Genomic DNA, 12,807 nt, shown 5'->3' with positions numbered 1-12,807 from the left:
CGACCCGGGTGCAACAAACCGACGCCTGCTACACGGCCGACACCATCCCCGCCCGACCGCTGCCCTGCCATTGCGGCGGGGTGGTCACGATAGAGGTCAAGGCAGGTTCCGCCGCTCGCAGGGCGGCCAGATCCGGGCGCGGACGCCGCAGGGCTTCTATACCGGCAAAGGCCTGCTCCATCGCCTGGGCCGCCGCCAGCACGTCCCGGTCGCCCCGGAAGCACCCCACGATTTGCAGGCCGAAAGGCTTGCCCTGCGCATCGCGCCCGCAGGGCAGTGTCAACGCCGGATGCGTCGTCAGCGTGACAACGTACGTGAGCGCCAGCCAGCGGTAGTAGTTCTCCTGCGCGACGCCGTTGATAGTGTCGGCATACAACTGCGTCCAGGGGAATGGCGAGACCGGCGTGGTAGGCGAGAGAATCAGGTCGTAGTCGTCATAGGCACGCTGGAAGCGCTTGATCAGGCGGGTCTGCTCAGCCTGCGCCCAGGCGCAGTCCTTCAGGCTCATGGCCGCGCCCATTTCGAAATTGGCCCGGGTGTTGGGCCCCAAGCTTGAAGGATCCTTTTCGTAGGCATCGCGCATGCCCGCCACGAAAGCCTCCGCCCGCAGCACGTCAAAGCAGCGATGGGCGTCGCCCAGGTCCAGCTCGATCGGATCGCAAGCCGCGAACAGATGCCGCATAGCGGCGATCTTCTCCTTGAACACGGTACGAATGCCATCATCCACGGCGCAGCAACCAAAGTCTTCGGTGTAGGCCACCCGCAGCGACCCCAAGTCCGCTACGCCCGGATGCAGGAACTGCAGCGGATCCAGCGGATAGCTGAGAGGATCGCCGGCATGCGGCCCGGCCGACGCGGCCATCTGCAGGCAAGCGTCCGCCACCGTGCGTCCCATCGGCCCGACCACGGAGATCGGTGTCCAGCCCAACGGCTTGCGCGCACTGGGCACGATACCAGGCGACGGCCGGAAGCCCACCACGCCGCACTTGGATGCGGGGATGCGTAGCGAACCGCCAGTGTCGGACCCGGTACATATGGGCAGCATGTCGCAGGCCAGAGCGGCGGCGGAGCCCCCCGACGAGCCGCCGGCGTTCAGGTTGGGGTCGAAAGGATTTCCTGTTGCGCCCCACACCGTATTGCGTGAATTGGCGCCCGCGCCCATCTCCGGCACGTTGGTCTTGGCGGTAACGATGGCCCCGGCACGCCGCAGGCGCGCCACCAGCTCGACATCCTCTTCGGGCACGTAGCCGCGATACAGCGCCGAGCCGTAGGTCGTCAGCACGCCGGCCGTGGGCTCCAGGTCCTTCACGCCCATCGGCAAACCATGCAGCAACCCGAGCGGCTCGCCCGCCATCACGGCGCGTTCCGCGGCTCGCGCCTCTGCCCTGGCTCGCTCGTAGGCAGTGGCAGTCACCGCGTTCACATACGGATTGACGGCATCGATACGTGCGATGCAGGCCTCCAGCAACTCCACCGGCGAAAGCTGCCGCGCGCCTATCATGCGCCGCAACTCCACGGCCGTCAGGGATACCAGGGTGTCGTCCAATGCCATCGTCGTTCTCCTTTCCTTCAATCGATCTTGATATTCGCGCGCTGCGCGACCTCTCTCATCAGCGGCAATTCCTGCTGGATCAGCGCCTCGCCGTCGGCGGCGCTCGTAAAGGCCGCCTCGAAGCCCTGGGCTTCCAGGCTCTTCTTCACTTCGGGCGATTCGACGGTGGCGCGCAGCGCCTGCTCCAGCCGGCTCTTTACATGGGCCGGCAGGCCGCGCGGCGCGGCCACCATCAGCCACGTATCCATCGCTACCGAGGGATAGCCCTGCTCGGCGAACGTCGGCACATCCGGCAGGAAACCCGAGCGCTTGGGGCTGGAAACGGCCAGCACGCGCACCTTGCCCTGCTTGCTCTGCGGCAGCGCGGCGGCCACCGTGTCCACCGAGAACGGAATCTGGCCACCAATCAGGTCGGTCATCGCGGGCGAACTGCCCTTGTAGGGTACGTGCGTCATCTTCAGCTTCGCGGCCGCCATGAAGGCTTCGCCCACGAAGTGCGCCGTGGTGCCGGTGCCGAAGGAGCCATAGGGCGGCTGGTTGTTCGCGGGATCGTTGGCATAGGCCACGAACTCCTTCAGGTCCTTGACCGGCACCTTGGGATTGGCCAGCAGCGCCAGCCCGGTGCGGGCCACGATGCCGATGGGTTCGAAGCTCTTGACGGGGTCATACGGCAGGTTGCTCCGGATCGCCGGATTCACCGTAAAGGTGGTGCCCGAACTGACCAGCAGCGTATAGCCGTCCGGCGCAGCCTTGGCGACGAAGCTGGCGCCGATCACCGTGCCCGCGCCGGCGCGGTTTTCCACCACTACCGTGCCGCCCAACTCCTGCCCCAGCTTCTGCGCCACCATGCGGCCCAGCACATCCGTAGCTCCTCCTGGCGGAAAGGGCACGACCAGCGTCAACGGGCGGCTGGGATAGGCGTCTTGGGCCGCAGTGGGAGCAACAACACCGACAGCGCTGGCAAGGGCGAGACTGACTGCAAGAAACGAGGTTTTCATGGCGGTGCTCAATGTGAGATGGTGGAAAACGGGCGCGTCTGGCGGCGCCTGGGAACCGGCCGCGAGACNCNCCCGCGGCTCAGGAATCGTTGCATCGAAACATGGCTGTGGTAATCACCGTCGGCGCACGAAATGCCCACATCCTAGACTTCGTCCTCGCTTTCTAGCAATATCAACGAATAGAATGCTTCGTTGCGTTTTCCGCAAACCTATACGCCCACCATGAATCTCCGCGTCCTGCAGGAAATCTCGCTACGCTACTTTTTAGAAGTGGTGCGCACCGGCTCGGTCAGCGCGGCCGCGGCTCGCCTGGACGTCGCCCCATCGGCCGTGAGCCGCCAGATCGCCCGGATGGAGCGCGAGCTCGATACGCTGTTGTTCGAACGACAAGCCCGAGGCATGACGCCTAATGCCGCCGGCGAACTGCTGGCCGCGCACGCCAAGCACATGCAGCAGGACGTCGAACGCGTGGCAGGAGACATCCTGGCGCTGCGCGGCCTGCGACATGGCCATGTGCGCATCGTCAGCACGGAAGGCTATGCGTCGGAATTCGTCCCCGCTGCCATCGCCCGGTTCCGACATCATTTTTCGGGCATCCGCTTTTCGCTCGACGTGTGTTCGCAACAAGAGATCCCTCAGCGGATCCGCGACGGTTCGGCCGACATCGGCGTGACACTCAGCCTGACGTCGCAGCGGGACATTCGGGTAGAAGTCCGCGTCCCGGCGCCGGTCCGGGCGATACTTGCCGTCGATCATTCGCTGGCAGGTCGACGCGACCTGTCGCTGCGCCAGCTGATCGCCCATCCCCTGGCTCTGCCCAGCCCCGATTCCACGCTGCGCCAACTGATCGACATCAGCTGTAGCCGTCAGCAACTGCATTGCGAACCGGCCTTCACCAGCCGCAGCATCGACGCGCTGGTCGGTTTTGCCAGCGTCGGCGGTGGCATCGCCTTCTGTGGCGAACTGGCGATCCGAGACCGGCTTCGATGGGGCAGGATCGTCGCGGTGCCGCTACGAGACCGCGAAATGAACGAACGTCACTTCGAAGTACAGACGCTGGCGGGACGCATCATGCCAGACGCCGCCAAGGCGTTCATCGCCAGCATTGCCGAGGCGGCATCGTGATCAAATACGCAAAGCCGATTTTTACCTGCGCCTGGCAGTGGCCACGACGAGGCAAACATCTGCGCGAGCACGACATCTGCATCGCCATCCACAAATAAATAAAAAAGGCCTACAGACCGAAATCTGTAAGCCCTTTGCTTTCATTGGTCGGGGCGGCGGGATTCGAACTCGCGACCCTCTGCTCCCAAAGCAGATGCGCTACCAGGCTGCGCTACGCCCCGAAATGTACTGCTTGTGCCTGACCATAAACCGCCGAAAAAAGAGCCGTTCTCGTCAGGGATTCGAATGCTACCATAACCGGCGCTCCGATCCGGGCCATTACTTAAACTTTTTGGTCAAACGGTCTTTTGCCCCTGCGCTTTATTTGCCACGCATCTGATCAATCAGGCGGCGATCACGTTTGGTGGGGCGGCCCGCTGCGATGTCCTGCGCGGGCTCGGGCGCCAGACGGCGCATTTCCACCGCCCGTTCGCGCGCGGCAATGCTTTCGGGAGTTTCCTCGTACAGCAAGCGCGCCACGGGCGCGGGGCCGCGAACAGCGCTGACGGCTCGTACCTGTACCTGAATAGACGGGTCTTCTTTGCGCACGCTCACCCGATCACCCACGGTGATCTCGCGTGCCGGCTTGGCGGTCTGGTCATTGACCAGGACCCGCCCTTTGCCAATTTCCTGAGAGGCCAAGCTGCGGGTCTTGTAAAAGCGCGCCGCCCACAGCCATTTGTCGAGTCGCATTTTGTCCATATCAGGCGCCATTTTACGGGAAGCCCACGGCCGATATCGTTTTATTTAGAACTAAAAACAAACGATTAACACCATAAACAGAACAATCTGTTCCGCCCGAAAAGGCACTTTTCGGGCCCTGAATCGGTGACTTTGATGCAATGCAACAGTAGAATTTCCTCGTACTTGAATCCATCTATCTACTCATCGGAAGCCATACTCATGAACCACGCTTTTATCGATACGCTGAAACAACGCCGCACGCAATATGCGTTGGGCCGGAATCTGTCCGCCTCGCCAGAAGAACTGACCGCCCTGATCCAGGCAGCGATCAAACAGACCCCCTCCTCGTTTAACTCACAGAGCTCGCGAGCGGTCATTCTGTTTGGCGCCGAAAGTCAGAAAGTGTGGCAAATCGCGATCGATGAAGTGCGTAAGGTTGCGCCCGCCGAGGGCTTTGAAAACACCGAAGCCAAGCTCAATAGCTTCGCCGCCGGAGTAGGTACGGTCTTGTTCTACGAAGATCAGGACGTCGTGCGCAGCCTGCAAGAAAAATTCGCGCTGTACGCCGACAATTTTCCGGTCTGGTCGGAACAAGCGAGTGGCATGGCCCAGTTGGCAGTATGGACAGCGCTCGCCACGAATGACGTCGGCGCCAGCCTGCAACACTACAATCCGCTGATCGACGCCGCCGTCGCCGCCGAATGGAACGTCCCGGCCAGTTGGAAACTGCGTGCGCAGATGCCCTTTGGCTCGAACGAAGGCGGATTTGGTGAAAAAACCTTCATGGACGACGCCGAGCGCTTTCGCGTCGCCGGCTAATCCGTCGCCCGCCGGCGCCCCGCGTGTCCCGGCGGTATGCCGTACTGCTGCCGGAACGCCGTGGCAAAGTTCGCCGGGCTGGAATAGCCCGCCATCAATGCCGCTTGTGTCACGCTGATCGCGTCGCGCTCGAGTGCCATCCGCGCTCGGGCCAGACGCGCGTCACGCAGATAGGCAAATACCGTCTTGCCCCAAACGGCCCGGAAATGGCGCTGCAGCGTGTTGACGCTGACGCACGCATGGCGCGCAATGTCCACCAGGCTCATCTCATCGGCCTGGCCGCTCTCCAGCAGATCGCGCACTTGTTCCATGCGCGTGCGCTCGCGCCGACGTAATCCGTTGGCGCCAGGCGCCAGTACGGCACCGCTCAGGCTGGTCAATGCCTGAATGACAAAATCTAGCGAGCGCGACTCCAGATACATGCGCCACAACGCCTCATCGAGTTCGGGCGGGGTCAGCATCTGCTGAACCAATGCGACCGTTTGTGCGGGCGCCGTCCAGGGATAGACGGACAAATGTTGACGCGCAAAGGCCAGGCACGAAGGTAACGCGTCACCCAGGCGCTGCCGCAACCACGACTCGCTAAGCGTCAGGCAAACGCTGCGTTCGATATCTCCGCGACGGGACTGCCGCATAAACGGCGTGGACTCGGTCAATGCCACCATGGCCCCGTATGCCCGCCCGCCGGGCCGGGGGCCCAACAGCAGTCGATAGCCGCCATAACTCACATCAGCCTTGCCACCCACGGTCAACGCAATACGCAAGCCGGGTTGTAAATCCGCATGGATAGCAACACCGAGCAAATCGCGCGCATCCACACGATGCAGACTCAACCCCTCCGCCAACCGCACCGTATCCACGAGCCCCTCAAACACGGGCTGATTGGCACGAGGTGCCACGACAGCGTAATTCTCCGCGCTACGGCATGCGCGTTGCTGCAAGGCGAGTTCATCCAGCAAAGGCGCAGCGTCACTCTGAAGGCAAGCGTTACGGCCGAGCGGTACCGAGGTCATGGCTAGAAATCAAGAAAAATGAGGATTTAGCAAAAAAAACGAGTGTGCAAGCAAAGTTTGGGCCAAAGCTTCGCTGACATAATCCTGTCAGCGGAATGCTATTGTAAATCATTCCCAATAACTCATATTCAGCGCGTCACTATATGCAACCGGTGGCGCGCTATTTATTGCGCACTCGGAGAATCCGGCATGTCTACGCCCCCGTTCAAGCGCCAGTATTTAGGCGCTCTGATCACTCTTGCCTTGTCTGGCACCGCCCTCGCCCAAAGCCAGGCAGACGCTCCACTGCCTAACGATCCCGCGATCGTGCAGGAGTTGTCCGCCGTCGAAGTCCTCGGGACGGCCGAAGAGGAGGTCAAAGAATCGCTGGGCGTGTCGGTGATCACCGCTGAAGAGATCCAGCGCCGCCCGCCGTCCAATGATTTATCGGACATCATCCGCCGCGAACCGGGCGTCAACCTGACTGGCAACAGCGCCAGCGGTGCTCGCGGCAATAGCCGCCAGATCGACATCCGCGGCATGGGCCCGGAGAACACCCTGATCCTGATTGACGGCAAGCCCGTCGAATCGCGCAACGCGGTGCGCTATGGCTGGAACGGCGATCGCGACACGCGCGGTGACACCAACTGGGTACCGGCCGAAGAAGTCGAACGTATTGAAGTGATCCGCGGCCCGGCCGCAGCCCGTTATGGCTCGGGCGCCATGGGTGGCGTGGTGAACATCATCACCAAGCAACCCAGCGACAAGCCGACCGCATCGGCGACGTACTACATCAATCAGCCGCAAGACAGCGACGAAGGCAACACGAATCGCGTCAATGCGCGCCTGTCGACACCGATCTCCGACACGCTAAGCATGCGTGTCTACGCCAACTACAGCAAGACCAACCCTGACTCCCGAGACATTAACGCGGACCATGCCGCCCTCGATGAAAATGGTGTGTCCACGACCGCCGGTCGCGAAGGGGTCATCAATCAGGACATCAACGCGCTATTCGCCTGGCGTCCCGACACGCGCAATACGTTGGAATTCGAAATGGGCTATAGCCGCCAGGGCAACCTGTTTGCGGGCGACACCATGAACAACGCGAACAACGCGTTCTCGGACAGCCTGTATGGCAAAGAGACCAACGCCATGTACCGCGAGAACTTTGGCCTGACACATCGGGGCAACTACGACTGGGGCACATCCCGCTCGGGCTTGTCGTACGAGTACACGCGTAACGCCCGCCAGGCAGAAGGGTTGGCTGGTGGCCCCGAGGGCGCACCCACGGACCTGGGTCGCGATACCGCGCGCCTGCGTTCGCTGCGGGCCACGAGTGAAGCCAGCATTCCCTTTACGCTGGGCTGGCAACAGGTCGCCACCATGGGCGTGGAATACCTGCATGAATCGCTGGACGATCCGTCGGGATTGCGCCAGACCTATGACACCGGCACCACGGGCACTGGCATCGACGGAACCCCAACGGATGGCCGTGCAAGCAAAACGAGCCAGGACAGCTATGCCCTCTTTGTCGAGGACAATATTCAGGCGGGCATGCGCACGATCCTGACCCCGGGCCTGCGTTACGACCACAACAGTGAGTATGGCGGCAACCTGAGTCCCAGCCTGAACATGTCCTTCAAGGCCACCGATACGTTGCGCCTGAAAGGGGGGATTGCCCGCGCCTACAAGGCGCCCAACCTGTATCAGTCGAACCCCAACTACCTGCTATATAGCCGAGGCAACGGCTGCAACGCCGTGGAGCCCAATTCGGGCGGTTGCTACCTGGTGGGTAACGATAACCTGAAGCCGGAAATCAGCATCAACAAGGAAATCGGCTTCGAGTACGACCCGGGCACCTGGCGCACCAGCGCGGCGTATTTTCGCAACGATTACAAGAACAAGATCGTTGCCGACACGGAATATGTTTATCGCCTGGGCAATGGCGCGCGCGTGCTGCAATGGACCAACAGCGGCAAGGCCATCGTCGAAGGCATCGAAGGCAATCTGTTCATCCCGTTGAGCCCGACGCTGGACTGGAACACCAATTTCACGTACATGCTGCAATCCAAGAACAAGGACACGGGCGAACCGCTGAGTATCATTCCCGAGTACACCATCAACAGTACGCTGGACTGGTTCTATACCCCCGAATGGTCGTTCCAGGCGAACGTGACGTACTACGGTAAGCAAAAGGGTCCTGACACCAACGTGCGTACGGGCGAAGAGATCATCGGTGAAGGTCGTCAGACCGTCAGCCCCTACGCCCTTGTCGGTCTGAGCGTGGGTTACGAGCCGAACAGCCATCTGCGTTTCCGCGTGGGCGTCAGCAACCTGTTTGACAAGCAGTTATACCGCGAGGGCAATGCCACCTCGGCAGGCGCGGCCACCTACAACGAACCGGGTCGCGCGTACTACGCCACGATGACGGTCACGTACTGATCACGTTCCGACGGGCGGGCAGGCGATGTGTGCATCGCCTTGCCCCAGGCGGTCAAACCGACCCCTGACACCTCAAAACAAGGGCCGGGCATCCACAGGATGCCCGGCCCTTGTTTTTACCGACCCCAGCGAGGAGTACAGGCTTAACCGAAACGTCCGGTGATGTAGTCTTCAGTTTCCTTGCGTGCCGGTTTCACAAAGATCTGATCGGTCTCGCCGTATTCCATCAACTCGCCCAGGTACATGTAGGCGGTGTAGTCCGAACAACGCGCAGCTTGCTGCATGTTGTGGGTCACGATGACGACGGTGTAGTCGCTTTTCAGCTCGGCAATCAGCTCTTCGATTTTGGCGGTCGAGATCGGGTCCAATGCGGAGCAAGGCTCGTCTAGCAGCAGCACTTCGGGTTTGATCGCCACGCCGCGGGCGATACACAAACGTTGCTGCTGACCACCTGACAGACTGTTGCCGCTTTGATGGAGCTTGTCCTTGACTTCGTTCCACAAGGCGGCCTTGGACAACGCCCACTCCACACGCTCGTCCATCTCGCCCTTGGACAAGCGCTCGAACAGCTTTACGCCAAACGCGATGTTGTCGTAGATGCTCATGGGAAACGGCGTGGGCTTTTGGAAGACCATGCCGACCTTGGCCCGAATCAAAGAGATATCGGTCTTGGAAGTCAGAAGATTTTCGCCGTCGAGGATGATTTGACCCTCGGCGCGCTGGCCAGGATACAGCTCGAACATCCGGTTAAAGGTACGCAGCAACGTGGACTTGCCACAACCCGACGGGCCGATAAACGCCGTGACCTTGTTTTCACGAATCGACATGTTCACGTTGCGGATCGCATGGAATTTGCCGTAGTAAAAATTCAGGTCTTTGACTTCAAGCTTGGATTTGAGGATGGGCGCAACCGGAGCAGCAGTTTGGCCAGCGGTGACAGTATTTTCCATGAGTTTTCCTGTAGCCGGCGCCTCTCAGGGCGCCAGCGTGGCAATCACGATTTGCGGAACAGACTACGAGCCATGATGTTGATACCCAGCACCAACAAGGTAATCAGCGTGGCGCCCGCCCAAGCCAGATCATTCCAATCCTGGAACGGGCTGGCCGCGTATTGATAGATCACGACCGGCAGGTTGGACATGGGCGCATTCATGTCCCACGACATAAATTGATTCGACAACGCGGTGAACAGCAGCGGCGCGGTTTCACCCGAAATACGGGCAATGGCCAATAAAATCCCGGTGATGATGCCGCTCTTGGCAGCGCGGTAGCAGACCAGGGTGATCATGCGCCATTTGGGACAGCCCAGCGCCGCAGTCGCCTCACGCAAACTATTGGGCACCAACAGCAGCATGGTGTCGGTGGTACGCACGACCACGGGAATCACCAGGATGGACAAGGCCAACGCGCCGGCCCAGCCCGAATAGTGTCCGACCTGCGCCACGTAGACGGCGTAGATGAACAAGCCAATGATAATCGATGGGGCGGACAGCAATACGTCGTTCAGAAAGCGTGTTGCAGGTGCCAACCAACCTCGCTGGCCGTATTCGGCGAGATAGGTGCCGGCCAGCACGCCGATCGGCGTGCCGATGATCGTCCCCACGACAGCCATCAAGACGCTGCCGACAATGGCGTTTACCAGTCCCCCCGTCTCGCCTGGAGGAGGGGTGATATCTGTAAACAGGGTCAGCGACAAAGCCGGCGCACCCTTGAACAGCAGGGTCAGAATGATCCAGAATAACCAGAACAGCCCAAATATCAGTGTGCCCAATGAAACGGTCAGCATGACCTTATTGAACAGATTGCGACGGCGATAAATGCCGTTGCTCATGTTGATTGGAGATTCAACCATGTTTTTCTTCCCGTAAACGTCCGGTGAGCCGATCAGGTCTTTTTGCCTTCGGAGGCAACAGCGCGTACCAGCAGGATCTTGGACAGTGCCAACACGACAGTGGTAATCAGGAACAGGATCAGACCCAGTTCCAGGAGCGCCGATTTTTGGAGGCCGCCCGCTTCGTTGAATTCGTTAGCCAGCGCCGAGGCAATGGAGTTACCCGGCGAGAACAGGGAATCCGGATACCGAAAGGCGTTGCCGATGACAAACGTCACCGCCATGGTCTCACCTAATGCGCGACCCAACCCGAGCATAACGCCGCCGATCACCCCCGTTTTAGTGAACGGCAGCACCACGCGCCACATGACTTCCCAAGTCGTGCTGCCCAGACCGTAGGCGGATTCTTTTAGCAGGGTCGGCACCAACTCGAACACGTCGCGCATCACCGCGGTGATGAACGGGATGATCATGATGGACAAGATCAGGCCGGCGGTGAAAATACCGATACCGAAGGGCGGACCAGCAAATATCCCGCCGATCACGGGCATGCTACCCAGCACAGAGATCAACCCCGGCTGCACGTACTGCTGGAAAATCGGAACGAAAACAAACAAGCCCCACATCCCATAAATAATGGACGGGATGGCGGCTAGCATTTCGATCGCTGTGCCGAGCGGGCGACGCAGCCAGGCCGGAGACAATTCGGTCAAAAAGATGGCGATACCGAAGGACACCGGCACGGCGATGATCAGGGCGATGGCCGACGTCAGCAAGGTACCGACAATGGGTACGATCGCGCCGTAGTTCTGCTGGACCGGATCCCAGTCGTTTTGCCACAAGAACGACAGGCCGTATTTGGCCAGCGTTTCGCGACTGCCATAAATAAGGGACAGCATGATGGCTGCCAACAGGATGAACACCAAAAAGGCGAACAGCCGGGTTGCATTCTTGAAGAACACATCCATCAGGGCGCTATTGTTTTTCTTCATAGGTGAAGGCGTACCGGTAGTGACGGAATCCGTCGGTCGAGACTGGCGTGGCACACCATTATCCAATACCGCGCTCATGGATAGGGTTTCCTTGAAATACGCTGAGGGAGAGACAGGGCTGGCGGCGCAGACTGACGCGCGGGCCAATAAGGTCCGCGCGTCAGTTTAGGTCTTACTCGTTAAGACGCTTACTTGGTCCAGACCGGCTTGCCATCAGCCGTCTTGATTTCGCTCCAGCTGGCGCGAATAGCGTCCGTCACGTTGTCGGGCAGCGGCACGTAGTCCAGCGCTGCGGCGGTCTTGTCGCCGTTCTTGAAGGCCCAGTCAAAGAATTCCAGAACCGCACGGCCTTGCTCGGGCTTGTCTTGAACCTTTTGCATCAGAATGAAGGTGGCAGCCGTCACGGGCCAGGAGTCAGCACCCGGTTCGTTGGTCAGCACCACGCCCATGCCAGGCGCACTCTTCCAGTCGGCGTTAGCTGCGGCAGCCGCGAAAGCGGTTTGCTCAGGTTGCACGAATTTGCCGTCTTTGTTCTGCAGTTGGGTCCAGGACAGATTGTTTTGCTTGGCGTAGGCGTACTCAACATAGCCGATCGAGTTCTTCAGCTGGCCAACGTAGGCGGCAACGCCTTCGTTACCCTTGCCACCTTGGCCGGTGGGCCACTTGACAGCCTTGCCTTCGCCGACCTTTTCTTTCCATTCAGGCGACACTTTCGACAGGTAGTTGGTCCAGCCAAAGGTCGTGCCCGAACCATCCGAGCGGTGAACCACGATGATGTCAGCCGAGGGCAGCTTCAGATCGGGGTTCAGCGACTTGACGGCAGCGTCGTCCCACTTCTTGATCTTGCCCAGGAAGATATCGGCCAGCACGGCGCCCGACAGCTTCAGTTCGCCCGGCTTGATGCCGTCGACGTTGATCACGGGCACGGTGCCACCGATCACAGCCGGGAATTGCAGCAGATTGCTCTTTTCCAGGTCGTCGGCCTTCAAAGGATCGTCCGAAGCACCGAAATCAACGGTCTTGGCCTTGATCTGTTGCTGACCACCGCCCGAACCGATCGATTGGTAGTTGACGGCCGTGTCAGTCGCGGCCTTGTATTCGGAGGCCCACTTGGCATACACCGGGTATGGGAACGAGGCGCCGGCGCCGGTTACATTGGCCGCCTGCACAGCGAAAACGGCGCTGCCCAGGGCAACGCCAACGGTAATTTGCTTAAATACGCGGTTGAACATTCGAATTCCTTCTGTGTTCGTTTAGGAGGTCGCGGCGGGCTGTTTCCGCCCGTCCGATCATCGACAGAAAGAATGTTAGAAGGCCAAGATGACAAGAC

The 12,807-nt window shown here is 60.3% G+C and carries 11 protein-coding genes and 1 tRNA gene; 3 read left to right on the top strand and 9 right to left on the bottom strand.

Features of this window, described 5'->3' with window-relative positions:
• Positions 1 to 28: 28 nt before the first annotated feature.
• Positions 29 to 1,552: an amidase gene (locus ACNAZS_RS21420; protein WP_415792551.1), complete on the bottom strand. Its 1,524-nt coding sequence runs from the start codon at positions 1,550 to 1,552 to the stop codon at positions 29 to 31.
• A 17-nt stretch (positions 1,553 to 1,569) separates the two neighbouring features.
• Positions 1,570 to 2,550, bottom strand: a complete 981-nt coding sequence (locus tag ACNAZS_RS21415) for a Bug family tripartite tricarboxylate transporter substrate binding protein (protein WP_415792681.1) — start codon at positions 2,548 to 2,550, stop codon at positions 1,570 to 1,572.
• 222 nt (positions 2,551 to 2,772) lie between these two features.
• On the opposite strand from ACNAZS_RS21415, the gene ACNAZS_RS21410 reads away from it, so the two are divergent.
• Complete coding sequence (locus ACNAZS_RS21410; protein ID WP_415792550.1) at positions 2,773 to 3,675, top strand: LysR family transcriptional regulator; 903 nt, start codon at positions 2,773 to 2,775, stop codon at positions 3,673 to 3,675.
• Between the two features lie 144 nt (positions 3,676 to 3,819).
• On the opposite strand, the gene ACNAZS_RS21405 is transcribed toward ACNAZS_RS21410, so the two are convergent.
• Positions 3,820 to 3,896 (bottom strand) — tRNA-Pro (locus tag ACNAZS_RS21405).
• A gap of 139 nt (positions 3,897 to 4,035) precedes the next feature.
• Complete coding sequence (locus ACNAZS_RS21400; RefSeq protein ID WP_415792549.1) at positions 4,036 to 4,416, bottom strand: RNA-binding S4 domain-containing protein; 381 nt, start codon at positions 4,414 to 4,416, stop codon at positions 4,036 to 4,038.
• A gap of 201 nt (positions 4,417 to 4,617) precedes the next feature.
• Here ACNAZS_RS21400 and ACNAZS_RS21395 point away from each other — a divergent pair, with 201 nt between their 5' ends.
• On the top strand, positions 4,618 to 5,217 hold the full coding sequence (locus ACNAZS_RS21395; RefSeq protein WP_415792548.1) for a nitroreductase family protein: 600 nt from the start codon (positions 4,618 to 4,620) through the stop codon (positions 5,215 to 5,217).
• Here the strand turns inward: ACNAZS_RS21395 and ACNAZS_RS21390 are convergent.
• Complete coding sequence (locus ACNAZS_RS21390) at positions 5,214 to 6,230, bottom strand: helix-turn-helix transcriptional regulator (RefSeq protein WP_415792546.1); 1,017 nt, start codon at positions 6,228 to 6,230, stop codon at positions 5,214 to 5,216. The two genes, ACNAZS_RS21395 and ACNAZS_RS21390, sit on opposite strands and share 4 nt — an antisense overlap.
• 189 nt (positions 6,231 to 6,419) lie before the next feature.
• Between ACNAZS_RS21390 and ACNAZS_RS21385 the strand changes: the two genes are divergently transcribed.
• Positions 6,420 to 8,654 carry a FepA family TonB-dependent siderophore receptor gene (locus ACNAZS_RS21385; RefSeq protein ID WP_415792545.1) on the top strand — a complete coding sequence of 745 codons (2,235 nt, stop codon included), beginning with the start codon at positions 6,420 to 6,422 and terminating at the stop codon, positions 8,652 to 8,654.
• A gap of 143 nt (positions 8,655 to 8,797) precedes the next feature.
• Here ACNAZS_RS21385 and pstB read toward each other — a convergent pair whose 3' ends face one another.
• The 4 genes from pstB to pstS all read right to left on the bottom strand — a co-directional run bounded on the left by pstB (position 8,798) and on the right by pstS (position 12,709).
• Positions 8,798 to 9,604: a phosphate ABC transporter ATP-binding protein PstB gene (pstB, locus tag ACNAZS_RS21380; RefSeq protein WP_415792544.1), complete on the bottom strand. Its 807-nt coding sequence runs from the start codon at positions 9,602 to 9,604 to the stop codon at positions 8,798 to 8,800.
• A 44-nt stretch (positions 9,605 to 9,648) separates the two neighbouring features.
• The gene (gene pstA, locus ACNAZS_RS21375; RefSeq protein ID WP_415792543.1) at positions 9,649 to 10,506 is read right to left on the bottom strand and encodes a phosphate ABC transporter permease PstA; all 858 of its coding nucleotides are present in this window, start codon (positions 10,504 to 10,506) and stop codon (positions 9,649 to 9,651) included.
• Positions 10,507 to 10,538: 32 nt separating this feature from the next.
• A complete protein-coding gene (gene pstC / locus ACNAZS_RS21370; protein ID WP_415792542.1) occupies positions 10,539 to 11,555 on the bottom strand; it encodes a phosphate ABC transporter permease subunit PstC in 1,017 nt (338 codons plus the stop codon).
• Between the two features lie 110 nt (positions 11,556 to 11,665).
• Positions 11,666 to 12,709, bottom strand: coding sequence for a phosphate ABC transporter substrate-binding protein PstS (gene pstS, locus ACNAZS_RS21365; RefSeq protein ID WP_415792541.1), 1,044 nt, complete (start codon positions 12,707 to 12,709; stop codon positions 11,666 to 11,668).
• Positions 12,710 to 12,807 lie beyond the last annotated feature (98 nt).

This window comes from Bordetella tumulicola (assembly GCF_965138755.1).
GTDB classification, from domain to species: domain Bacteria; phylum Pseudomonadota; class Gammaproteobacteria; order Burkholderiales; family Burkholderiaceae_B; genus Bordetella_A; species Bordetella_A tumulicola.
The sequence above is the reverse complement of the archived record's forward strand: the minus strand, read 5'-3'. Positions and strand labels throughout refer to the sequence as shown.

Coding starts and splice junctions, on each gene's coding strand:
- ACNAZS_RS21400 (WP_415792549.1), bottom strand. CDS start 4,416: ATGGACAAAATGCGACTCGACAAATGGCTGTGGGCGGCGCGCTTTTAC.
- pstC (WP_415792542.1), bottom strand. CDS start 11,555: ATGAGCGCGGTATTGGATAATGGTGTGCCACGCCAGTCTCGACCGACG.
- ACNAZS_RS21390 (WP_415792546.1), bottom strand. CDS start 6,230: ATGACCTCGGTACCGCTCGGCCGTAACGCTTGCCTTCAGAGTGACGCT.
- pstA (WP_415792543.1), bottom strand. CDS start 10,506: ATGGTTGAATCTCCAATCAACATGAGCAACGGCATTTATCGCCGTCGC.
- ACNAZS_RS21415 (WP_415792681.1), bottom strand. CDS start 2,550: ATGAAAACCTCGTTTCTTGCAGTCAGTCTCGCCCTTGCCAGCGCTGTC.
- ACNAZS_RS21420 (WP_415792551.1), bottom strand. CDS start 1,552: ATGGCATTGGACGACACCCTGGTATCCCTGACGGCCGTGGAGTTGCGG.
- pstB (WP_415792544.1), bottom strand. CDS start 9,604: ATGGAAAATACTGTCACCGCTGGCCAAACTGCTGCTCCGGTTGCGCCC.
- ACNAZS_RS21385 (WP_415792545.1), top strand. CDS start 6,420: ATGTCTACGCCCCCGTTCAAGCGCCAGTATTTAGGCGCTCTGATCACT.
- ACNAZS_RS21410 (WP_415792550.1), top strand. CDS start 2,773: ATGAATCTCCGCGTCCTGCAGGAAATCTCGCTACGCTACTTTTTAGAA.
- ACNAZS_RS21395 (WP_415792548.1), top strand. CDS start 4,618: ATGAACCACGCTTTTATCGATACGCTGAAACAACGCCGCACGCAATAT.
- pstS (WP_415792541.1), bottom strand. CDS start 12,709: ATGTTCAACCGCGTATTTAAGCAAATTACCGTTGGCGTTGCCCTGGGC.